Source organism: Mycoplasmopsis iners ATCC 19705 (genome assembly GCF_000701805.1).
GTDB classification, from domain to species: domain Bacteria; phylum Bacillota_I; class Bacilli_A; order Mycoplasmatales; family Metamycoplasmataceae; genus Mycoplasmopsis; species Mycoplasmopsis iners.
This window is the reverse complement of record NZ_JNJW01000006.1, coordinates 1-23,750: the sequence shown is the minus strand read 5'-3', so window position 1 is coordinate 23,750 and position 23,750 is coordinate 1. Positions and strand designations below refer to the sequence as shown.

Annotated in this window: 21 protein-coding genes, 1 tRNA gene and 1 rRNA gene; 2 read left to right on the top strand and 21 right to left on the bottom strand. The window is 29.0% G+C overall.

Annotation, left to right across the window (positions count from 1 at the left end):
* Window positions 1-6 precede the first annotated feature (6 nt).
* From T395_RS0102085 to T395_RS0102040, 10 genes are all read right to left on the bottom strand, one after another.
* On the bottom strand, window positions 7-705 hold the full coding sequence (locus T395_RS0102085) for an MPN527 family putative ECF transporter permease subunit (protein ID WP_029512844.1): 699 nt from the start codon (window positions 703-705) through the stop codon (window positions 7-9).
* Entirely contained in the window at window positions 692-1,321 is a 630-nt protein-coding gene (upp, locus tag T395_RS0102080) for a uracil phosphoribosyltransferase (protein WP_029512843.1), read from the bottom strand. The genes T395_RS0102085 and upp overlap by 14 nt, the downstream gene beginning before the upstream one ends.
* A gap of 94 nt (window positions 1,322-1,415) precedes the next feature.
* A complete protein-coding gene (locus T395_RS0102075; protein ID WP_029512842.1) occupies window positions 1,416-2,126 on the bottom strand; it encodes a B3/B4 domain-containing protein in 711 nt (236 codons plus the stop codon).
* A gap of 60 nt (window positions 2,127-2,186) precedes the next feature.
* A complete protein-coding gene (locus T395_RS0102070) occupies window positions 2,187-2,873 on the bottom strand; it encodes a LemA family protein (RefSeq protein WP_029512841.1) in 687 nt (228 codons plus the stop codon).
* Between the two features lie 166 nt (window positions 2,874-3,039).
* Entirely contained in the window at window positions 3,040-5,733 is a 2,694-nt protein-coding gene (locus T395_RS0102065) for a cation-translocating P-type ATPase (protein WP_029512840.1), read from the bottom strand.
* A 78-nt stretch (window positions 5,734-5,811) separates the two neighbouring features.
* A tRNA-Ser gene (locus tag T395_RS0102060) sits at window positions 5,812-5,903 on the bottom strand.
* Between the two features lie 67 nt (window positions 5,904-5,970).
* Entirely contained in the window at window positions 5,971-7,260 is a 1,290-nt protein-coding gene (locus tag T395_RS0102055; RefSeq protein ID WP_029512839.1) for a CNNM domain-containing protein, read from the bottom strand.
* 2 nt (window positions 7,261-7,262) lie between these two features.
* A complete protein-coding gene (gene dnaB / locus T395_RS0102050) occupies window positions 7,263-8,708 on the bottom strand; it encodes a replicative DNA helicase (RefSeq protein ID WP_029512838.1) in 1,446 nt (481 codons plus the stop codon).
* Between the two features lie 48 nt (window positions 8,709-8,756).
* A complete protein-coding gene (gene rplI / locus T395_RS0102045; RefSeq protein ID WP_029512837.1) occupies window positions 8,757-9,206 on the bottom strand; it encodes a 50S ribosomal protein L9 in 450 nt (149 codons plus the stop codon).
* Window positions 9,207-9,221: 15 nt separating this feature from the next.
* A complete protein-coding gene (locus T395_RS0102040; RefSeq protein ID WP_029512836.1) occupies window positions 9,222-11,210 on the bottom strand; it encodes a GGDEF domain-containing protein in 1,989 nt (662 codons plus the stop codon).
* 342 nt (window positions 11,211-11,552) lie between these two features.
* Between T395_RS0102040 and T395_RS0102030 the strand changes: the two genes are divergently transcribed.
* Together T395_RS0102030 and T395_RS0102025 are read left to right on the top strand one after the other, a co-directional pair.
* Window positions 11,553-11,879 (top strand): hypothetical protein, encoded by a 327-nt coding sequence (locus tag T395_RS0102030; RefSeq protein ID WP_029512835.1) that lies wholly within the window; start codon window positions 11,553-11,555, stop codon window positions 11,877-11,879.
* An 88-nt stretch (window positions 11,880-11,967) separates the two neighbouring features.
* Window positions 11,968-16,227, top strand: a complete 4,260-nt coding sequence (locus T395_RS0102025) for a rhoptry family protein (protein ID WP_029512834.1) — start codon at window positions 11,968-11,970, stop codon at window positions 16,225-16,227.
* A 181-nt stretch (window positions 16,228-16,408) separates the two neighbouring features.
* On the opposite strand, the gene rplQ is transcribed toward T395_RS0102025, so the two are convergent.
* The 11 genes from rplQ to T395_RS0101970 form a co-directional block, all read right to left on the bottom strand.
* A complete protein-coding gene (rplQ, locus tag T395_RS0102020) occupies window positions 16,409-16,771 on the bottom strand; it encodes a 50S ribosomal protein L17 (RefSeq protein ID WP_029512833.1) in 363 nt (120 codons plus the stop codon).
* Window positions 16,771-17,772, bottom strand: coding sequence for a DNA-directed RNA polymerase subunit alpha (locus T395_RS0102015; RefSeq protein ID WP_029512832.1), 1,002 nt, complete (start codon window positions 17,770-17,772; stop codon window positions 16,771-16,773). Before T395_RS0102015 ends, rplQ begins: the two co-directional genes overlap by 1 nt.
* 21 nt (window positions 17,773-17,793) lie before the next feature.
* A complete protein-coding gene (gene rpsK / locus T395_RS0102010) occupies window positions 17,794-18,180 on the bottom strand; it encodes a 30S ribosomal protein S11 (RefSeq protein ID WP_029512831.1) in 387 nt (128 codons plus the stop codon).
* 18 nt (window positions 18,181-18,198) lie between these two features.
* A complete protein-coding gene (gene rpsM / locus T395_RS0102005; RefSeq protein WP_029512830.1) occupies window positions 18,199-18,567 on the bottom strand; it encodes a 30S ribosomal protein S13 in 369 nt (122 codons plus the stop codon).
* Between the two features lie 3 nt (window positions 18,568-18,570).
* A complete protein-coding gene (gene rpmJ / locus T395_RS0102000) occupies window positions 18,571-18,684 on the bottom strand; it encodes a 50S ribosomal protein L36 (protein WP_029512829.1) in 114 nt (37 codons plus the stop codon).
* A gap of 9 nt (window positions 18,685-18,693) precedes the next feature.
* Window positions 18,694-18,909, bottom strand: coding sequence for a translation initiation factor IF-1 (infA, locus tag T395_RS0101995; RefSeq protein WP_029512828.1), 216 nt, complete (start codon window positions 18,907-18,909; stop codon window positions 18,694-18,696).
* Window positions 18,909-19,658, bottom strand: a complete 750-nt coding sequence (gene map / locus T395_RS0101990; protein WP_029512827.1) for a type I methionyl aminopeptidase — start codon at window positions 19,656-19,658, stop codon at window positions 18,909-18,911. The genes infA and map overlap by 1 nt, the downstream gene beginning before the upstream one ends.
* Before the next feature lie 231 nt (window positions 19,659-19,889).
* The gene (locus tag T395_RS0101985; protein WP_029512826.1) at window positions 19,890-21,047 is read right to left on the bottom strand and encodes a hypothetical protein; all 1,158 of its coding nucleotides are present in this window, start codon (window positions 21,045-21,047) and stop codon (window positions 19,890-19,892) included.
* Window positions 21,048-21,125: 78 nt separating this feature from the next.
* Entirely contained in the window at window positions 21,126-21,779 is a 654-nt protein-coding gene (locus tag T395_RS0101980; protein ID WP_029512825.1) for an adenylate kinase family protein, read from the bottom strand.
* A complete protein-coding gene (gene secY / locus T395_RS0101975) occupies window positions 21,773-23,254 on the bottom strand; it encodes a preprotein translocase subunit SecY (protein WP_029512824.1) in 1,482 nt (493 codons plus the stop codon). Before secY ends, T395_RS0101980 begins: the two co-directional genes overlap by 7 nt.
* A 202-nt stretch (window positions 23,255-23,456) precedes the next feature.
* A 23S ribosomal RNA gene (locus T395_RS0101970) occupies window positions 23,457-23,750 on the bottom strand; the annotation flags it as partial.

Genomic DNA, 23,750 nt, shown 5'->3' with positions numbered 1-23,750 from the left:
CCCAATTTAGTTTTTTCTATAATTCTTTATAATTTTAGTCTTTTTATTGATTTGTAAAACAATTCAAATTAAAATTCCGTTGATAAATAAATTAAGTAAATTAAAAGTAAAGTAAAGTGTAAAAGTGGCTAAGTAATAATTTTTAATACCAAAGCCTAAAACCGAATATTTGTTTGCTCAAACACTAGCTAAAGTTAAAAAAGAAGCATGATTTTCTAAGTTTAAAACATAGAAATATAAAGGCATAATTAAGACAATATTGATTATTGTCATTGCCAATGAAGTTAAAACTATAGTTAAAGACAAAACAGTCCAAATAATTAAACAATATTTTAAGTCTGTTTGCTTTTTTTGACTTTTTCATAGTAAATTATGAAAAATATCAAAAAAGATTGCAAAAAGTAATTGTGTTAGACACAAGGCAAAATTACCTAACAAACTTAATGGTGAATAACCTAATAAACTATATGACGGAGCAATTAGCAAGATACACAAAGCTAAAATAAAACTATATCATCTGCCAACAAATAAGTAGATGATTAATATGCAAACTAATGAGAAATCAAAACGCAAAAAATTTGCAAAAGGAACTATAAAAAAGCGAGATCCAACAAAATTAATTGTTAAAGCTAAAGCTAAAAACATTCCTGTAATAACTATTTTAGTGACATGTGTTTCTTTTCAATGAAAGTTATTTCGTACCATAAATTCTATCGCCAGCGTCCCCTAGGCCTGGTTCAATATATTTGCTTGAATTCAATTTTTGATCCAAAGCAGCTAAATAAATTTTAATGTTGTTTGCTCCAAAAACATTTTCTACACTATTTACACCTTCAGGAGCGCCAACGAGGCAAACTAATTGAACATTAGTAAAGCCATCGTTATGTAATTTTTGAATAGCATCAATCGCGCTATTACCCGTTGCTAACATTGGATCAACAACAAAAACATAACTATCTTTTGCCACATTAGGCATTTTATAAAAGTATGTTTCAGGTTTGGCAGTAATTTCATTACGATATAAACCAATGTGTCCAACCCTAGCTTCTGGAATAAGTTGTAACAAACCATCAAGCATACCTAAACCAGCTCTTAAAATCGGCACTAAAACTATTTCTTTATCAAAAGTGGAACCTGAAAAAGTTTGTTCAAGTGGTGTTTGAACAATTTTAGTTTTAGTTTGATAATCACGTAAAATTTCATAAACCATTAATGAAGCGATTTCATTTAAATTTTGTCTAAAAATTGAATGATTTGCTTCTTTATTTCTCATGTTGGTTAATTTGATTGAAATTAACGGGTGTTCAATTACATTTAACATTTTGCTCCTTATCTAATTTAATAGTTAAATAATACTAAATAACACTATAAACATGCTTTTTTTATCAAAAAATGCCATAGAAAATGGCATTAATTTAAAATTCAATCGAATTGTTATTTTTATCCACTAAAAATACTTGATTATTTGAATTGAAATTATCCGCTATTTTTTGATTTAATTCTTCAATAGCGTTCATAATGTTTGTTTTATCAGATTCTTTGTCGCTTACTTCTTCAATAAAGAAAATAGCATTTTTAGTTTCATCAGTGATCATTGTTCTAACAGCTTCTCTTCAGTTGAATGAACGACATATTGCGCCTAAATTGTCTTTATAAAGAACTTCGCCTTGATATGGAGGTTCACTTTTATCAGAGCCATATGTTATAAAAGCTTCATTGCCATTTGCTTGGGTAAATTGAATGGCACCATCAATTTTGTCTAAGTCTTCTGAGCCACAAGGAACACCATATTTAACAGAAATATAGTTATAAATGTCAACTAAAGGAGATAAATTTGGCAATTTACCTTGATTTTTAGCTCTTTTCAATAAAGCTTCAATTGAAGATTTATTGCCTTTATCAGTCGGAAATTTTTTGTATGCTGCTCTTCATTTGGCAATAACTTCATTGTCTGATAATTGTTCGTTTGGTAAGTGTGTAGTAGCATAAGGAACTGCTTCATTGATTAAATTTATAAAATAATTTTCACTATGTTTACTTTGACCTAAATTTTTAGCAACTAAAACTGCAATTTTTAGATCTTGATAAATTTCAAAAATCTTAGGGTCAATAACAAATTTTTGCATGTTGATTTTCCTTTCAAAGATAAAAATGACTTTATTTCAATAATAAAGTCATTATTTTAATTAGTTTAATTTTGCTGAAACTCTTTGTCTTTCAACGTTAGCAGCTTGGAATAATGGTAATGAAGTTAATCTCATTTTAGCTGCGCAAACACTTTTTGGTCATTGTGTAATTACAATGTTAAAGTCGTTTACGTATGAGTTGTATAGTCTTCTAGCAGCAGCAATTTCGTTTTCTAAGTATGCTGATTGTTCCATTAAGTCTCTGGTTAATTGACTTGCTTTTAATTCTGGATAATTTTCAACTACAGCAATCAATCTTGACATTAAACCATTTAAATTGTTGTTTAAATCGCTTCTTAATTGTCCTTCGCCAGTACCAACACTAGCATTCATTTGGCCAACTAATGAACGGCATCTTGCTACTTCTTCAAAAATGGTTGATTCATGTTTGTAATATGATTGTGTAGCTTCCACGAAAGTTGTCATTACTTGGTAACGTTTGCTTAATTGTGTATCGATTGTTGAAGCAGCGTTATTTACTTCGTTTTGCATACGTTTGAATTGGTTTGGTCAAATTACAAAGTATCAAATAAGTGGAATAAATAAACCAGGAATTATTGAAAGAATGAAGAAAATAATTTTTCCGCTTGTTGAAACTGTTGCTGGTCTTTCAACATTTGAAGCAACAGGGTTAAATCCTTGTTCTTGGTCACTTGTGTTGTTGTTAGGGTTGATTAAATTTGCCATATGTCCTCCTTTATATTTTTTGTATTTCAATTTTACTAAATTGATAAATTTTTGTAAATCTAACTATTAAAAAATAAAATTAGTAAAAATATAGCTATGAATTAATAATTACTGTTAATAAAAAACATCATTGTTAATTTAATAACAATAATGTTAAATTTAATAATTATTTATTAATGAATTTTTTAGTTAATTTTCAGCCTTCATTGCTTAGTGTTAAACCAAAGGCTAAACTTATACCAACAACCAAAATTAATGGTTGAGTATAAACATTTTTCATCATTCTGAATACACTTGATAAGTCAGGCACAAGCACAACAAATAAAGTACATAAAACTGAGAATGAGGCCGCTAATCAAACAATTCAGTATTTTTTCATTGAAGCAACAAAAATTGACTTATCACTCATTAAATTAATGCTATTTAACGAAGCGGCTATGCCTAAAGTTAAGAAAGCAGCGGTTGAGGCATAATTAAGAAATTCGACGCCTTCTTTACCATCATTGATTGCTATAATTGCTCCTAATGTATAGGCAATTAAAGTTAAGCTTGACAAAATCAACGATTGAATAATTAAGTTTCAACCCATGCCTCTAGCAAAAACACTTTCTTTTCTTGAATATGGAGCTCGATTCATAACGTTTTTACCAGAGTCAACTAAACCTAAAGCAATTGCTGGTAACCCATGAGTTAATAAATTAATTCATAGCAATTGTGAAGCTCCAAAAATGTAAAATTCATGATTGCCAATTTGTTTTCTAAATACTAAGAAAAATAAAATCATGCCAATTAACATTACTAAAACTTCAGTTAAAGAAGAAATTAAGAGGTTTAAAATAACTACTTTAATTTTGTCAAAAATTAAACGCCCGTTTTTAACAGAATTAACAATTGTGTTGAAATTATCATCAACTAAAACTAAATCAGCTGCTTGTTTTGAAACATCTGTTCCGGTAATTCCCATTGCACAACCAATATCACTAGCTTTTAAAGCCGGTGCGTCATTTACACCATCTCCAGTCATTGCAACAACTTGATCATGTGATTGTCAAGCTTTCACAATTCTTAATTTATCACTTGGATTTACTCTAGCATAAACACTGATTTTGGTTACATTTGCTTTTAATTCTTCATCGCTCATTTTAGCTAATTCTTCACCGCTGATTGCTAAATCATTAGCTTGATAAATGCCTAAATTACTTGCTATAGCCTTAGCTGTGTTTAAATGATCCCCAGTAATCATAACTGTTTTAATTCCGGCATTTTGCGCCATTTTGATACTTTGAGCAACATTAGCTCTTGGTGGGTCAATCATAGCGATTAACCCAACGAAAGTTAAATCATTTTCGTCAGCAAAATCTAAATTGTTTTGCTTAGTTTCTTTAATAGCAACAGCTAAAACACGGTAAGCTTTTTCACCAAATTGTCTATTAATAAGCTCAATTGGATTAATTTCGATGTTTTTACATCTGCTTAGAATCACATCTGGAGCCCCTTTAGTAATAATTAAATTACCATTTTGTGCTTTAACTAATACAGACATTAATTTTCTATCACTGTCAAAAGGCAATGAAGAAATAAGTGGCATTTGTTTTAATAATTCGTCTTTGTGTAAATTGTATGAATAAGCAAATCTTAATAAACCTGTTTCGGTTGGATCACCAACTTCATCAAATTGTTGAGTTTGTTCATTAAAATGAATTGAGGCATCATTACATAAAGTCAAATATTTTGCTAAATTAACGAAATGTTCATTAATTAAGCTTTTTTCTCCTAAATAATGTCCATTAAAATAACCATCAACAACAGTCATTTTGTTTTCGGTTAAAGTTCCAGTTTTATCGCTACAAATTATTGAAACAGAGCCTAGTGTTTCAACTGCTAAAAGGTTTTTTACTAAACCTTTTTGCTTTGTCATTTGAGCAACACCAATACTTAATAAAACTGTAGTAAAGGTTATTAAACCCTCTGGAATAGCAGCAACAGCTAAACTAATACCAATTACTAATGCATCAGTGTAAGCACTAGGTTCTGATCATGAACCTTTAACAACATTAGTTAAAATTACTTGAACAATGAAACTTACAAAAAGCAAAATAATTCCTGAAATACCAAAAATTTTGCTTAACTTATTTAATTTAATTTGTAAAGGTGTAAGAGTTTTTTCTTGACTCTGAATCATTGAGTTAATTTTACCAATTTCAGTCTGTGCACCGGTTTTTTCTACTACTACAATGGCCTTACCGTTAGTTACATATGTGCCGGAGAATACTAAATGGTTATTTTCGGCCAGAATTGAATTTTGTTCTTTGGCAAAATCAGCAAATTTTTCCACAGCTAGTGATTCACCAGTTAAAGAAGCTTCAACAACTTTTAAATTGTAAGCTTCAATAATTCTAGCATCAGCACTTATTACATCTCCAGCATTTAAAATAACAATATCACCTGGTACTAATTGATTTGCAGGTATTAATTGAACTTTGCCATCTCTTTTAACAGTAGCATTTGTTTCATTCATTTTCTCTAAAGCGCGTACTGCTTGATCGCTTTTAACTTCTTGATAAGCACCTAACATACTATTAAGTGAAATAACTAAAACAATAATAGCTGGTTCAACATATGAAATAATTAATTCAGTGCCTTGGTTTTTGCCTGAAACATGCCCATAAATTGCTAAACTAAAACTAATTAATGCTGCAATGATTAAAAGAATAACCATTGGGTCCATGAATTGTTTAAAAAACGCAACAAATCAGTTTACTTTTTTAGGCTTAATCAAGCTATTTTCGCCAAATTGAGCCAATCTCTTTTCAACTTCTAAGCTTGATAAACCTTTGTCTAAATAATTAGGAATATTCAAAATCTCTCCTTTCTTAAAAGCATTGTTTAATTATATTAAATTGCTTATTTTCTAATGCAAAAAATAGTATAAAAAAACTGGCGGAACAGAGAGGATTCGAACCTCCGCGGGAGTTGCCTCCCCTACAGTCTTAGCAGGACCGCCTCTTCGACCGACTTGAGTACTGTTCCACAAGTTTCTTAATTATACAAAAATAAATTGAATCTTTAAGAATTTGTTGAAATAATTAATTCTTAATTATTGTAAATGTTTGAGTTCAATTTCGCTGCTTTCATTAATCAATTCAGCATTGCTACCTAAACTAATTTCAATGTTTCAAAGATTGCCTTTAGCATTTATTTTGTTTAAAGTCTTGAAAGTAATATCTTCAACAGAAAAATTGGTGCTTTTACTTAATTTTTTATGTGTTTTATGTTCTAATCATTGACCTAATGTCATTTCATTTTCTTTTTTAGTAACATTAAGCTCAATTTCAATTTTCTTGATTAAGTCTTTAATTTTAACTGAACTTCTGGCGTGATAAAGTTCTAAACTAATTTCAGAAATTTCTTTTCATTCATCTTCGTCATATTCATCATAAATTTCACCAACGATTTCTTCTAAAATGTCTTCAATGGTGATTATTCCTAAGACTTCAGTTGAGCTATTATTATCTGTAACAAAGGCCATTTGGGATTTATTCATTCTTAAAATTTCTAAAGCCCTAGATAAAGAAATATTAGCACTGAGAGTTGGGATTGTTTTTAAATAATTGATCACTTTACCTTTTTGTAAATGAAAAATATCTTTGAGCAAAATAATGCCGATAAATTCATCATTGTTGTTTTTAACAGGAAGACGTGAATAGTTAGTGTCTAAAAAGACTTCTTTAACTGTTGAAATAGAATCATTAGCATAAACAAAAGAAATGTCTTTAGCTTTAACAAAATGCTTTCTTACTTTAGTACTATCAAGATCTAACGCATTTTGTGCCATAATACTTTCATTAGTTTCTAAAACGCCTTCATTTTGGGCTACATCAATCAAATTCTTTACATCTTGCTCAGTGTTAGTGATATAAATTTTTTTGCCAAATTTGCTTATAGGATAGGCAAAAATGAAAAATAAATAAAAGAAGAAAACTAATAATCAGCAAAGTGTTTTAGCTGTGTAAATTGGGTGTGATTTAGCAATCAATTTTGGAATAATTTCACCAAAAAGCACAATTAATGGTGTCATAACCAAAGTTGAAATTAGAACATTATAGTCAGCATAATGACCTAAGATTTTGCTTAATAAATAAGAAACCATTGCTGAAGCCGCAATATTAACAATGTTGTTACAAATTAAGATTGTGACTAAAGTTTGATTAAAAAATTTGTATTGTTTTTTGATTAATTTACTACTTAAAGAATTTTTAGCAGTTAAAGTTTCAATTTTGCCTGGATTAAGTGAAGTATAAGCTGTTTCAGCAGCACTAAAAATACCACTGGCAAGAATTAAAATAATTAATAAACAAATAAATAAAATTTTAACGGTCAGGGACATAATTAATTACCTTCATATTGTGTATTAGATGAGAAATTATTGATTTGTCTTTCACTTGGATCAATAAATTTACCAACCGGCATATTAAATAATAATTCAATATCAACTGTTGCTCCATTCCGGTTTTTGGCAACAATCAATTCAGTTTCTGTAAAGTCATAGGTACTATTTGGATCTTGTTCTTTAGGATCTTTTTTATAGTAATTATCTCTATATAAGAAAAGCACGATATCTGCATCTTGTTCAATCGCTCCTGATTCTTTAAGATCTGAAAGCATTGGTCTTTTATCATTTCTTTTTTCTACTTCACGTGATAACTGGCTTAATGCGATGATTGGAATGTTTAATTCTTTAGCTAGCAATTTTAATGTACGACTAATTTTTGCCACTTCATTTTGTCTGCTATCAAATTTTTCGCCTTTGTCAGTAGCAATCAATTGTAAATAGTCAATTACAATTAAATCTAATTTCTTTAAAGTGTGCAACCTACGACATTTTCAAACTAATGTTCTTAAAGTGGTAGAACCAGAATCGTCTATAAATAAGTTTAAATTGTCAATTTGTACTTTGGCTTTTTCAATTCTGGCCATATCATTATCAGTTAAAAATTTAGCATTTTTAAGTTTTGAGCCTTCAACTTCAGAAAAAATACCATAAATTCTACCCATTAGTTGTTCTGGCGACATTTCAAAGCTGAAAAAAGCAACATTTTTAGGCGAGTTGGTTTGGAATTTTGAAAAATGAGATTTAGCAACGTTTAGTGCTATGTTTAAGGCATATGCGGTTTTTCCCATAGCTGGACGAGCGGCTAAAATAATTAATTCTGTTGGTTGTAAACCTTGATTAAGACGGTCAAATTGTGGGAAACCGGTTGCTAAACCATTAATTTCGTTGCCATTGCGCTCTCTTAGTTTTAAAAGCTTGTTGTAATATTCAGCACTAACATCTTTGCTTTCTGTAAACATTTTTTGGTTGTTTAAACGATCAATACCAAATAACAATTCTTGAATTTCAGGCACGATAGTGTCTGTTTTTAATTTCGGATTGCTATTAATTTGGTTAATAATGTTAGTTAAACCCATTTGCAAACTTCTCATTTTAGAAATTTCAACAATTTCTTCTAAATAAAGCTGCATATTGACTTCTAAAGCGTTCGCATTATAAACTTGATTTAAAAATGGATTATTTACATATTGCATATTTAAATCTTTAGCAGCTTTTAAAATTGTTGCATCATTAATTGAAAAGTTATTATCGTATAAATATTGCAAAATGATAAAAAGTTGTTGATTTGCAACATCATAAAAATCTTTTTTATCCAAATAAGGAATTAATTTGTGTGAGTTTACTTGGTTATTGATAACTAAAGATAATACTTCTTGTTCCAATTCAAAATTATAAATTGAATTACTATTAGAATTTGAATTCTGGTTGGTATTATTTTCCATTTTTTTCTCCCTTTAAAACATAAAAGCCTATGAAATAGGCACTTTAGTTTATTTTAAAGTAATTTTTACTTTTAATTTAGCAATAATATCGTTGTAAACATGAATATCAATTTCATGTAAACCGTTTGATACTAAATGAACTTTTTGTACAGCGTATTTGTCTAATTTATAGCCTTTTTTAACTAATTCTTTCATTATATCTTTGGTTGAAATGGCATGATGAACATTTAAATTGCCATTAGCATCTATCTTGGCTTCTAATTGGAAATGAAGTTCTTCTTGTTCAAGTTTTTCTTTGAGTTTTAAAGCTTCAGCTCTATGTTCCATTTCATTGGCAACTAAATCGTTAAGTTTTTTGTCTAAGATTTTTTTAGTTGATTCGTTATATGGCATTGCTAAACCTTTAGCAATTAAAAAGTTTGTTCCATAACCATTGCTTACTTCAATGATTGTATTAGCTTTACCTTCTTTGGTATCTTTTAATAAAATAACTTTCATAATATCTCCTTTGAATTAATCATAATTTTTAACACTAACTATAGCTTGTTTAATATTGTCAACAAAAACATCTAATTTTTCATCGCTTACTGCTGCGGCTGTTCCAAAGTGTCCACCACCACCAACTGCTTCAGCAATAATTTGTACATTAGTTTCAAGTCCGCGGGCGCTCAATTTATATTGATTACCTTTTTCGGTTTTAGCAATAACAAAACTTGCTTTACGTCCACTAATTCTTAAAATTTCTTCTGCTGCGATTGAAATAACATCATTTGACAATTCTATGTCTTTATAAGCTAAATAATAGCCTGGTTTAACTTCTTGAAGATTTTCGAGAAGTTCATTAACTTTTTGATATGTTTCGGTATCAATTTTTAATGTTTCACTACTTTTGTATGAATCTGCTCCTTTGCTTTGTAATCAAGAAGCTGCTTCAAATGTTTTAAATGTAACATGCTTTTGGAATTGTAAGGTATCTAAATAAATTCCATTTAATAACATTTGTGCTGTTTTTCAATCAACATTGATGTCTTTTTCAATAAACATTAAGATTTCAGTAACAATTTCTGAAGCAGATGAAACAGAAGGGTCAATGATACGGTTAGCTTTTGGAGCAAAATCAATTGCTAAACCTAATCTATGGTGATCAATAACAAACACATTTTTTTGTAAGATGTTTTTTAAAGCATTGGGATTATCAGTTCTAGTTGGATGTGAATTATCAACAAAAACAACTAAAGTTTTTTGATTACTTAATTTTTCAGCTTGTTTAGATTTAATAAAGACTGTACTGTCTTCATAATAATTTTTAATAATTCTTTTGGTTGTGTCATCTTGTGTATTTGTACAAATGTAGGCTGGTTTTTTAAAAGCTTTAGCTAAAGCAACCAAACCTAAAGCTGACCCAATTGCATCTAAATCAGCATTGCTGTGTCCGTAAATAATTACTTGTTCAACATCGCTTGATTTCATTCTTTCAGCAAGCAAACTAATAAATGATTTAATTCTTGTCCGGTCAATATTTGGCAAGATTTCTCTAGTTGAGCCGTAATAACGAGCCACATCTAAATCTGAAAAGATAGCCACTTGATCTCCGCCCCGACTTTGAGCTTGTAATAATGCCTGTTTAGCTTTTTGCATTTTGACATTTAAGTTTTCGGTTCCTTCAATAAAACCAACTGAAATTGAGATTGTAATATTGCTTTCACTATCAACTAAAATATTGTGCAATTCGTCAAAAAATTTAAAGTTAACAGCTTTCATTGCTTCTAAACTTAGTTTGTTAGTTATTATTAAAAACTTACCATTGGTGTTGTATTGACGATAAACAAAATTGTATCTAGCAACTAAACTATCAAGTGTTTTGATAACTTCTTTATTTAAGTTATAAATTTGTTCTTCTGATAAAACTGATTGATAAAGCGGATAATTATCAATTTCTAATTCACCTAAAACAATAGCTTCTTGGTTATATGTTGCTAAAACATTTTTTTCAAGAGTAATATCTTTAATGCTTAATGAATTATTTAAATTTCATAATTTAACACGGTAATAAAAATTGTTATATTTAAATTCAAACTCTTTTTCTTGATTTGCTAAATCAATTCCACATGTTTGGAAAAATGCTATTAAAGAAATACCAATTCATTTGCGCCCAAAACGTTTCCTAATAAATTTGCTAGTTCATAAAATTTTGTTATTAATGTCAAAAATTATTGTTCCCATTAAATTGTGGCTAATCATTTCGTCAATGTAGTTATCAAATGATTGCTTAACAATAATTTGGCGGTTTAAATATTCTCTAACACTTAGCGTTGCAAAAATTCCCACTGCTAAAACTGAAATAATTACAAACAAAAGAAAAATTGCGCTAATTCAATTATTTGGTTGCTTAATAGTGTAATAAAGCGTAATAAAAGCAATAAAACCAATAATTGAAGCAATTAAAAGCACACTAAATATGATTAAGTTTCTTTTTCTAATACCTAATTTATCTTTATTCATTTGATTTTAATTATATATTAACTAAATTAAGATACTATTAAAAGCCTTTTAATTGTAAGATTCTAGCTTTTGTCAAATTAAAAGTGATTAGCAAAAATAAAATAAGTTATTATAAGCATAAAAATTAAAAAATGTTAATTTTTGCCAAAAAAATTTGTTTTTTTGTTAATTTGAGCTGAAATCAAGCCGTTTTTACAAAAAAAAAAAAAAAAAGAATACAATTTTTATAGTGTTTTAACAATTTTATTGGTTTTTTGCCGTTTTAATGCGTTCGAATTGTTAAAAATTACTATAAAAATGTTAAATCTAACATTTAAATTTAAATTTTGTTAAAGGAAGTTTATGAAGAAAAAATTTTTATTAACTGCAACAGCATTTTTAGGTTTAACCCCTGTTGTAATTTCAACTGGTTTAAGTGCTAATGTTAATTTGGCTGACGGTGATATTGTTGTTAAAAAGGAATTTGAGGAAGACTATTGAAAACAATTTCTTAAAGATGTTGAATGATATACAGCACCTTCATCAAGTTATCGTTCGAGCGAAGGATGAGCTAAAAAATTTAAGTTTAATTCTGCCGAATCTATCTATAAAAATGTCAAAATAGAAAAAACTGAAGATTCAGGAATAACAGAATGAACTGTTTCTTTTTTTCTGATTTCCTGATGCTAACAACAACAATCGTTTTGGACGTTGGGTATGACCAAAAGTAGTTGCTCAAAATGAAAGAGAAGCTAATGACGAAGTTGATTTTGATTTATTGGGCGGATCAAGAATTGGTGTTTTTATTTCAAAAGATTTAAAAGTGGTTTCCGGTTCAATTAAATTGTCATTAAACGATGACAATGATGAACACGGCTTTAGTTTTGACAAGTTTAAAAATATGCAGAAATACCCTAACTCAAATGAGCCAACATTCAATCCTCTATACTTGTCTAATGATGTAGATAATCAAAACAGGCTTTCTATAGAAACGTTGGATAAAATTATGAAAAATACTTTCAATAGAGACGGCAAGAATTGAGGTTTTGAAGGTTTTACATTAACAGCACCAAGAGAATGAATATGAACTCCTGGTAAAACTAATAGTCCTTTTTCATATAGAGAAGGTTCAACTATAACTGAAAATTATGGAATTTTTTCTGATGAAGCTGTCGAATTACAAGGACGCCCATTTAAGCCGGATATTGATATTGCTAACATGAACAGCAAAGGCTGACAAGTTAACTATAAAGATGTTTTTGACAAAGCATTAATTTCATACGTAACTGGTCATAGTATGTGAAAAGGCTGAACTACAGCTTTAAGAATTATTTTAAAATTCAAAACTGAACCCGCTAATAAAAATGTTTATGATCAATATGGATCATTAAGCAAATACATTCAACCTGATAGTGCTTATAAATTTGAAGATAGGTCAAGATTTTTCTCAGGTGTTATGGCTTTAGCACATAGAGAATATACTACAGTACACCCAGATGGTGACGGTAGACAAGCAACAATCGGAACATTGTTAGGTACAATCAAAACTGAAAGAGATACTGACTTAACAGTTGGAAGTAGGGTTTTAAAATATTCAACAAATATTATTGAAGACTTTTCACAAACTAATAACAAACTTAAATTAGTTGAAAGAAATAGAAGAATTAAAATTACTAAAACGGATGCAGCTTCTGACATTTTTGTTAATCCAAAAGGCTATACTAAAGACTTTTTTGGCGAAAATATTCAATTAACTAATGCAAAAGATAAAAAGAAACAATACAAAACTGTTATTTCTACCGGTTTAACTGTTAAAGATGATGTTGAACATTTTAGATGAGAGGTTTCAAAAACTAAAGCTGGAACAAGCACTGTTGAAGTTCTTAATGCTGAAGCAGACAACTTAAAAGTTAAACATATCTTATATCCAAAATATAGTGAAACAGGCGAAGCAATTTATCCTGAACTACAACCTGATTATGATACAAATAAATATATTTATGATGTTAGAACAGATAGTTTAGGTAATTTTGTTAGAGATATTAGAATAGTTTATTTAACTACTTTAGTAAGCGATGAAGACCAAGCTAAAGCTAATATTAAAGCTAAAAATATTATTAATGAAGAAGTAGATACATCGGCTAACCCAATAATTTATCACAATTTTAAAGATCAATTACTTAATGAAATTGATAAAGTTAATGAATTGCATCCAAATTATTCTGATGAAGATAAAGTTAGAATTTATTCAAATGTTGTTAAAAAAGCTGAATTATCTGAAGCAATAACTAAATTATCAAACGATGATGTCCCATATGAAATTAAGAAAAAACTATTAGAAAAAATTGTGGCAATAAACAGCGACATAACTAATGACCAAATGAATAATTATATTGCTAATGAAAAAGACAAAATTCAAGCTATTAAAGAAATAACTGAAGCAATTAAAACTGGCAAAATTACTACAAGAGATGCTGAAAAATTAATAGATTCTGTGGTTAATTTACCTACTTCAAATAGCGCTAAGGATGAAAATAATCAATATAGCAAACTTCACCAAAATGACTTAAACAATGGCATAATCGCTGAAAAATTAGATGCCATTTCTGTTATTAAACAACTTGAACATTTATCAGAAGATGCTAAAAATGGCTTTATTGATAATATTAGTGAATTAAATAACTTTGATCAAGATTTAACTAAAAAAATTCAATTAATCTTAGAAAAAGCTAAATTAATTGATCACATAGATAGCAAAGAACATTTAACTAATGAAAAAATTAAATATTTCAAAGACTATGTAAATGATTTTCCTACTTCTAAAGAAGGCTTAGCAAAATTATTAGCTGAAAAAGATGAAATTAAAGCAAAAATAGATGCTAATGAAGCTATTTTAGACTTTATCAATACTAAAAAAACAGAAGGTAAAATTACCGAAGATCAAGCAAATGATTTAATAGCTGATCTTAATAACATTGATGATTCATTACAAAAAGATAAGTTTAATAAATTCCTTGGAAATATAAAAATCAAAGAAAATGCCTATGAAAAAGTTAATTCGGTCGATTCACCAGATCAACCAAATAAATTAACTGAAGCTGAAAAACAAAATCTAAACAATGCTATTGATCAATTAGATCCTAAATCTGATTCATTTGCTAGTGATCTAGCTAAAATTGAAGCTAAAAAGACATTAATAGATGAAATAAGAGCTAATGGTAAATTAACTGAAGAACAGAAAAATAAATTAGCTGAATATGTTATTAATACAAATGCTAATGATCAAAAAAATACAGAAAATGGTTTAAATAATTTTGCCAAAACTTTGGCAAATATTAAAGAGCAAGTTGCTAAATTATCTAATCTTAAAGATGATACAAGCTTAACTAATAAAGATAAAGAACATTTTGGTAATGAAATTATTAATTTAGATCCAAGACACAAGAACTTTGATGCTAAATTAAATCATGAACAAATCAAAGAAAGCAAAATTAAGGCAATTAGAAATAATAAAAATCTTGAAGAAGCAGATAAAAGTGAATTGATTAGCGAAATCAAAAACATTAATAATAATTTAGATGAAGACACTTTTAGCGACAAAATTAAAAAAGAAGATCAAAAAACAGAAGTGTATGAAAAAATAAAAAATAGCCCTTCATTAACTTCTGATCAAAAAGAAAAATTTGCTAGAGAGCTAGATAATATAGAAAATGATGATCCTAAATTTGATAAAAAACTTCAAGACTTACTTAACAAATTTGACATCATGGATTCAGTCATCAAAGATAAGAACTTAAGCGATGAAGAAAAAAATAAATTAACTGAAGAAATTAAAAACTTAGATCCAAGCGCTGATAATTATGATGATTTACTTAATAATCTTAAAGAAAAAATCAAACTTATTAAAGAAGTTAAAGCAGATGCAACTTTAACAGATGAAGACAAAAACAAAATCATTGAAGATCTAATGAATTTAGATATTAATAGTGAACATTTCAATGATGAATTAGCCTATGAAAAAGCTAAAATTGAATTAATAAAAGAAATTAGAAATTCTAATTTAAGTGATCAAACCAAAACAAAATTAATTGAAGATACAACTAATATCGATGTTAATGGCAAAACAGAAAATGAATTTAATTCTGAATTAAATAAAGTAAAAGATAAATTTGCTTTAATTAAATCGGTCAATGATAATGCAAAACTTAACGAAGATGATAAATCTAACACAATCAAAAACATTGTTGACATATCAACTAATGATGAACAATTTAGCAATAAACTTAATAACGAAAAAATTAAAGTGGATAAAATTAATCAAATACTTGATAATACCAATTTAAACCAATTTAATAAAGATGCTTTAATTGATGAAGTTATTAATATTAGCAATGAGGATTCAAACATTAACAAAAAGTTAGAAATAATTGACAATAAAGTTGAATTAATTGAAAACATCTATGAACAAGCCAAAAAGAACAAAATTGGTGATTCTGCTAAAGACAAATTAATTAATGATGTATTAGAGTTAGATTTAAATGATGAAAAACTTAGCGAAAAAGTATCGAACATTAATTCGAAACTTAAAGCTATTAAAGAAATAGCTAATGCTAAATTAACTGATGAGGTCAAAGGTCAATTGATTGATGCTGTTGCAGACTTGGATGAAAATTCAAATAATTTCAATGATGATTTAAACCAAATAACCAACAAAATAGTTGATTTGGAAAAATTAATTGATTCTCTAGAAAAGTTAAGAACTATCAAAGAAACAAAAGGCAAAAGACTAAACTCTGATTTAATAAAATCAATAATTGAAGAAATTAATAATAGCGAAAACATTATTAAAGAAGCTCTTAATACAACAAATGAAATTGTTGCTAAACAAACTAAAACTAATTTAGAATTGGTTGAAAAAGCTAATAAGGATGCAATTACTCCTTTAATAATTGCAACTTCTGTTGGTTTAGCAATTATTACTTTTGGTTTATCTATCTTGCTCCCTGTTATAATTAAGAGAAGAAAAAGAAAGTTTTAATTATTAATAAATTTTAACGAATATGCCTTTTTCACAGGTATATTTGGTGAAAAAATAATACAGAATGTATAACACCATTGTCAAATTAGATAATGGTGTTTTTTGTCGCGCACATTGCATTAAAAAACACTGGCATTTTAACCAGTGTTGCGTTAATTAAAGCTTGAAATAAATTTAAGTATTAAACTAATTCGATAATTGCCATTTTGGTGTTGTCGCCACGACGAGCAACAATTTTGTAGATACGTGTGTATCCACCATTTCTGTCTTTGTATTTAGGGGCAATTTCGTTAAATAAGTGTTTTAAAAGGTCTTCTTTGTTATTAACTAAAGTTGGACGAAGGTAAGCAGCAACTAAACGACGGTTTGCTAAAGTAGGATTTTTAGCTTTTGTAATCATTTTTTCAACATGACGACGTAATTCTTTAGCACGGGTTAAAGTAGTGGTAATACGTCCATGAGCTAATAATTCGCTTGTTAATGTACGCATTACACCTTTTCTTCATTTGGTATCACGGCTATAAATTTGAGTTGGATTAGCCATTATTCTTCTCCTTTTTTAAGTTCACGATCGTTATCTTTAAGTACGCTGATAATTTCATAAATAGATTTTCTACCCAAGTTTTTAGTTTGTTCTAATTCCTCTAAAGTCATTTCGCAAATTTCTGATAATTTAGTTTTACCAATTCTTCTTAAAGCATTGTATGAACGCACTGATAAGCCTAATTGACTAATATCGATATCGTTTTCTTTTTCTTCCATTTCAACAACTTTTTCTTCAGCAAAAATTTCTAATTTCATTTCATTCACATTTCCAATAACTTTAAATGAAGCAACTAAAATTTCTGCTGCTTGTTGAATAGCGTATTTAGGATCAATAGTGCCATTAGTAATTAAACGGAATCTTAATTCCTCTTCAATTTGAGGGCTTGATGAGTTTAATTCACTAACTGTGTAGTCAACTTTTTCAATTGGTGAGAAGTCAGAATCTGTAGCAATAAAGCTTCCTTTTTTAATTCTGCTATCCACTTTACTTAAAAAGCCGCTTGTATTAATGAATTTTTTGTTTTCTTCGTTTGATCTAAAGCCTCTGCCAGCACGAAGATAAAGTTCAATGTTTAATGTACCTTTGTTTAAGGTAGCAATGTGTTGGCTTTTGTTCAATACTTCAATAGTTGAATTGTTAATTTCTAAATTACGAGAAGTAACTTCTCCTACTCCATCTGCTTTTAAAGTAACTTTAATAATATCATCGTCAGAAACAACTTCTGGATCATATTGGAATTTAACTTTACGTAAGTTCATGATTAATGTAACAACATCTTCTTCCACACCAGGAATAGTGTTGAATTCATGATCGATATTTTCAATTTTTACAGCAAATAAAGCTAAGGCTGTAATACTTGATAATAATGTTCTACGTAAAGCAACAGCTAAAGTATTACCGAAACCTCTTTCTAATGGTTTAAGAGAAAAAATAGTTTCGTTTTGATTTTCACTTGAGTTTTGTACTTGTTCATACACAAGTTTGGGCATCTTTTCCATAATTACTCCTTATTGATTAAATTATCTTTGTTTTTCACGCTTAAGAATACGTTTTGGAGGTCTTGTTCCGTTGTGTGGAACTGGTGTAACATCTTTAATTTCTGTTACTGTGATACCTGCAACTTCGATTTGTTTACGTGCTGAATCTTTACCAGCACCTAAACCTTTAAGTCTAACTTTAACACTTTTCATACCGTGTTCTTTAGCAGCTTCTGCTGCTGCTTGAGCTGCTAATGATGCTGCATAAGGGGTTTTTTTCTTAGAACCTTTGTAACCAATAGCTCCTGATGAGCTTCAAGCGATTACATTTCCTAATTCATCTGTAAAGGTAATAATTGTATTTTGGTTTGTTGAATGGATGTGAGCAATACCATTGGTAATATTTTTCTTTTTAGTTTTTCTAGCCATAAGTTTGTCTCCTTAATCCTATTTACCTTTTTTACCAGCAACAGTTTTTCTAGGACCTTTACGTGTTCTAGCATTTTTCTGTGTGCTTTGTCCTCTAACAGGTAATCCTTTACGGTGTCTAAGACCACGGTAGCATTTAATTTCCATTAAACGCTTGATGTTTAAGGTAACTTCTCTACGTAAATCACCTTCTGTTGTGTATTTAGCTGCTTCTTGACGAAGTTTTTGTAATTGTTCGTCTGTTAAGTCTTTAGTTCTAGTATTTTCGTCTACATTTGCTGCAGCACAAATTTCTTGTGCTCTTGTTCTTCCAATACCATAAATGTAAGTTAATGAAATAACAATACGTTTGTTATTTGGGATTTCAATATTTAAAATTCTAGCCATATTTTATCCTTGTCTTTGTTTGTGTTTTGGTAATGAGCAAATAATTCTAATAATGCCTTTACGTTTAATAACACGACAATCTTTACACATTTTTTTTACACTAGCTCTAACTTTCATTATTTCTCCTTATTTGTGTCTGTAGGTAATTCTGCCCAATTGTAAGTTGTAAGGGCTAATTTCTACTTCCACTGTGTCTCCTGGCAAAATCCTAATGTGATTTACACGGATTTTACCTGAAATATGAGCTTTAATTAACATGCCATTTTCGATTTGCACTTCATATTCATCTGTTGAAAATGCTTGTGTTACTTTGGCAGTCATTTTAATAGCATCTTTTGCCATTAAATTCCTTTCGTTAAAACAATACCCCGACCATCTTTAATTAAAACAGTGTGTTCGTAATGAGCAGAATTTAAACCACTAGCGCTAACAATGGTTCATCCATCTTTTTTTGTTTTAGTTTTTGCATTTTTTTGCAAAATCATTGGCTCAATACAAATTACCATACCATCTCTTAATAATGGACCTGTTTTGGGATGCCCATCATTAAAAATGTTTGGTTCTTCATGTAAGGCAAGTCCGATACCATGCCCACAGAAATTGTTAGGGGTATATAAATTATGTTTTCTAATAACTTGACCAATAGCATAACTAACATCGCCCACTCTTGCCCCTGGCTTAATAGCATTAAGTCCAGCGTTAAAAGCTTCAATAGCAACATCAATTAATTTTTGATCTTGAGTAGCAATTTTGCCAACACCTTTTGTGAAAGCTGAATCGCTATTGTATCCTTGATATTTACAACCTAAGTCAATGCTTACTAAATCGCCTTCTTTAAGTTTGTATTCTGAAGGGATACCATGAATCAATTCTTCATTTACAGAGATGCAAGCAGTGGCTGGAAAACCATAAAGACCTTTGAATGCTGGTTGTGCACCTCTTTTTACTATTTCATTAAAAGCGATTGAATCAAGTTCTTTTAATGAAACTCCTGGTCTTATGAAATCTCATAAGATCGCCTTGACTTCTGCCAGGATTTGACAACTTTTAGTGATTTTTTCAATTTCCGCAGAACTTTTTATTTTAATCATGTTGTCTCCTACACTTGTAAAAAAGCCCTAAAAATGCTTAAAGATATAAAGCCCTAATAGCTTTATATATTTAAACTAATTTCAAAAAATATACTTATTAATACAAGTGTTTATATTGTATATTAATATTAAATATTTACTATAAATATTTTTGATTTTTTTCGAATTTAATTTAAGCTTATTTAAAGCACAATACGACAAATTGCTATTATTTTTATAACTAAAAAGCAACTAAACAGTTGCTCTTTTTGCATGTTTTAATAATTTACCAAACATTATTGTTTTATAAACTAAATGCATTCAAATAGTTCCTAAAACTAAGACGCTAGTTGCTATTATTAAACAATAGAATGATGTGAAAATTAATGGGTTAGTGTATCATTCATAATTTAGTTTTTGAATATAAATTAAAGTGATATTTAAGAATGAGTAAGGGTGTTGTTTGTCTTGAACAGTTAAAATTATTACTAATACAATTGCTCAAAAAGCTAATATTAAATCAATTATTGAAGCATTGGCATATTTACCTTTGGTAAAGAATTTGTTTTTGATGTATAAACCAGTAATTAAAATTGCTTCCAAGACAAATAAAGAAATAATAATATAGCTCAAAACTAAATTAGTTAGATAAGGGTTTTTTACTCCGTTATTTACTGAATAAAGATCAACAAGCAAAATAAATTCTTCTTCGGTTCTAAGTGCGGCATTTCATGTTTCATAATTAAATTTTCTAATTAAAACAAATGTTATAAATAGAATAAAAATAATGCTATTTAAAACAATGAAAAGTGTTGGTAAAATTATTTGACGATTTCTTACACTGTTCTTTTTAATTAATGAAATAATTGAACTGATTATTAAATATGCTGTAAATGCTATTAAAATAAATTCAATTAAAAACAAGAATGTAAAATATTTAACATTTGGTGTATTGCCGTTATTAAAAAGGTAATTTGTTGATTTTGTAAATCAAACATTATGACCCATAAATTTAGTGTGGGTACTGCGTAAATCCAATGGAATTGCTTCTCAAGATTCAGAATCAGCAACTGAATGAAAAGAATAATAACAAATCTCGGTGAAAAAATAACTTATTATTAATAAAAGAATTATTGAGCAAATTAATAAAGCTGTTTTACTTAGCAAGTTAGCTTTCAATAAAAATTTATTTAAGAATTTATTGAACATTAAAATAACGGCTGTTGCAAATAATGGGGCTAGAAATATAGCTATCAATATAGCAACACTAATGCTATTTGGTGATGCTTTAAATTGATTCCCTGGTACGAAAAATATAAGAGTGGCGACTAATAAAAAGATGCCTATAACAAACTGTAAAATTAGTTTTTGATTTAGTTTCTTTTTTAATTTAATGATGTTTGCCTTCATTTACACCTCCTACTTTATTTTTATCACTTTAAAAGTTTAAAGAATTAAAAAATCTGCCTAATGGCAGATAATGTTAAATTATTGGTTAAATTTGCTTAAAATTGCGCTTACAACTTCTTCAGGTGTCACACTAGCATCAAATTCATTTAAGTTGTGATGTTCACGGTAATAATCAAGTAATGGAGCAGTTTCTTTACGATATACTTCTTGTCTTACTTTAATATTTTCAATACTATCGTCTTTTCTCATTTGTAAAGGAGTTGAACAGTTATCACATAAATCGCCTGTTTTTGAAGGCAATGAATAAAGGTTAAAATTTTTGCCACAATTTGGACAAAATCTTCTGCCGTTTAATCTTTGCATAATTACTTCTTCAGGAGCACTTAATTCAACTACTTGGTAAGTAAAACCAGGAATGCTATTTAAGAAATTAACTTGATCTAAGGTACGTGGATAGCCATCTAAAATTACTAAGGCGTTTTGCGCCATTAAAGTTTGTAATTTTTGTTTAACAGTTTTGTTAGTTACATCATTTGGCACATATAAACCATGTTCAACATATTGGGCTAATTCTAAACCTAATGGTGTTTTGGCAGCAATTTCTTCACGGAAAATACTTCCGGTTGATAAATGAATCATATTAGCTTTTTTAGCTAACAATGCTGCAGCTGTACCTTTACCAACTCCTGGTGGGCCCATAAAAACGATATTTGGCATTTGATTTTTTATCATAATAATCCATCTCCATTTTTCTTGTTTTTGTCAATTTTGCCTTTTTTAGCAAAAAGGTAATCGTTGTTATTACTAATTTGTGAGTTTCAAGCATCACGTGATAATGTTTTTTGATTTGATAATGTTTGAGTTTTCTTTCTTGCTTGATATTGTTGAATTGTTTCTAAAGAAACAGTTACTAAAATCATCATTCCTGTGCCACCAAAACTAATGATAGCTGGTAGTTTTAAAAGAATAATTTGTAAGTATTGCATTGAAGCCATAATAACTAAATAGAAGCCACTAAATGTTGATAAACGCATAACAATGCCTATTAAATAATCTTCGGTTTGTTCACCAGGTTTAATACCTGGAATAAAAGTAGAATTTTTAGCAAAATCTTCTGAAATTTTATCAACTCTCGATTGTTGTAACCCCATAATAAAACTGAAGAAGAATGTTATAACAACTAATAAACTTAAACCAAGTGGTTGAGTAAATTGTAAGTTTTGTTCCATTCAAATTCTACCTAAGTTAGCTTGCGGTAAAATTCTCGCAATCATTAAAGGGAAAGAAATAATCATTGTAGCAAAAATTATTGGCATAATTCCAGCTGGATTTAATTTAATAGGTAATTTACCCATTTCCTTAACATTTCTACTTCTTCCAGCTCCTATTTGTTGAATAGGAATGTGGCGCTCTGAGTTATAAACTAAAGCAATAATAAAGATTACTACTAAATAAACAAATAAGTATGTTAAGAATTTTAATGAGCCAACTAATAATGATGTACTACTATCAACTCCAACAAAATATTGGAAAGCTGCTTTGAATTGCGCTGGTAATTGGAAGGCAATACCAACAAAAATAATTAGCGAAGTACCATTACCAATTCCTTTGTTTGTGATTTCTTCAGCTATAAATAATGAGAATAATGAAGCACCAATTAATATCATTGGTAATAAGAAATAAATTGTTACCCCACTTAAGCTAGGATTATTATTCAGTGGAATAAATTCAATTAAAGCACTGTTTCCACCAGCTGCCAATGATTGGGTTAATAATATAGCTTGTGGATAAGCTATTACAAGAGTTAATAACCTAGTAATGACATTCAGCTTTCTCCGCCCTTGTGGACCACTTTGACTTAATTTATGAATAGCTGGGAACAATCTAGTTTGTAATAGTGACATAATTAAGGAAGCATTAATAAATGGACTAATTCCTAAGGCAACTAATGAAAAGTTTCTTAATCCACCACCACCAACTAAGTTAAGGGTATTTAAAAAGGCGTTTTCATCTATTGCTTTATCATTTTTAATTCTTACAAAAGGAGCTTGTATTGTAGTTGCTAAAATATAAACTGTAATTAAACCAAGAGTGAAAAAAACTTTTTTAAGCAGATCTTTGTTTGTTCAAAAATTAACTCAAGCATGTTTGAGCCTTAAGAAAAAATTTGAAAAACCAAGTGTTGCGTTTTTAAAAAAGCTTTTCATTCTTTTATTCTCCTATAAATGAAATACACGCTAATTATATAAAAAAGTTTCACTTTTCTAAATAATTGGGGGTTATAATGTGCATTTTTCTCTTTTTTATTTGCTATAGAAATAAAAAAAAGCACCTTTGGTGCCATATTCTTTGAAAACTGAATAGTAATTTAGGTTATGGTTCATTGAAATGTCTTATTAACACATAACAACTTTTAAACCGATCGATTTATTAGTAATGGTCAGCTCAACGTATTACTACGCTTACACCCCCATCCTATCAACCTCATAGTCTATAAGGAATCTCAAGGGAATACTTATCTTTGAGGAGGCTTCCCACTTAGATGCTTTCAGCGGTTATCCTTTCCGTACTTAGCTACCCTGCTATGCTGCTGGCGCAACAACAGGAACACCAGTGGTACGTCCACTCCGGTCCTCTCGTACTAAGAGCGGCTCTCATCAATATTCCAACGCCCACATCAGATAGGGACCAAACTGTCTCACG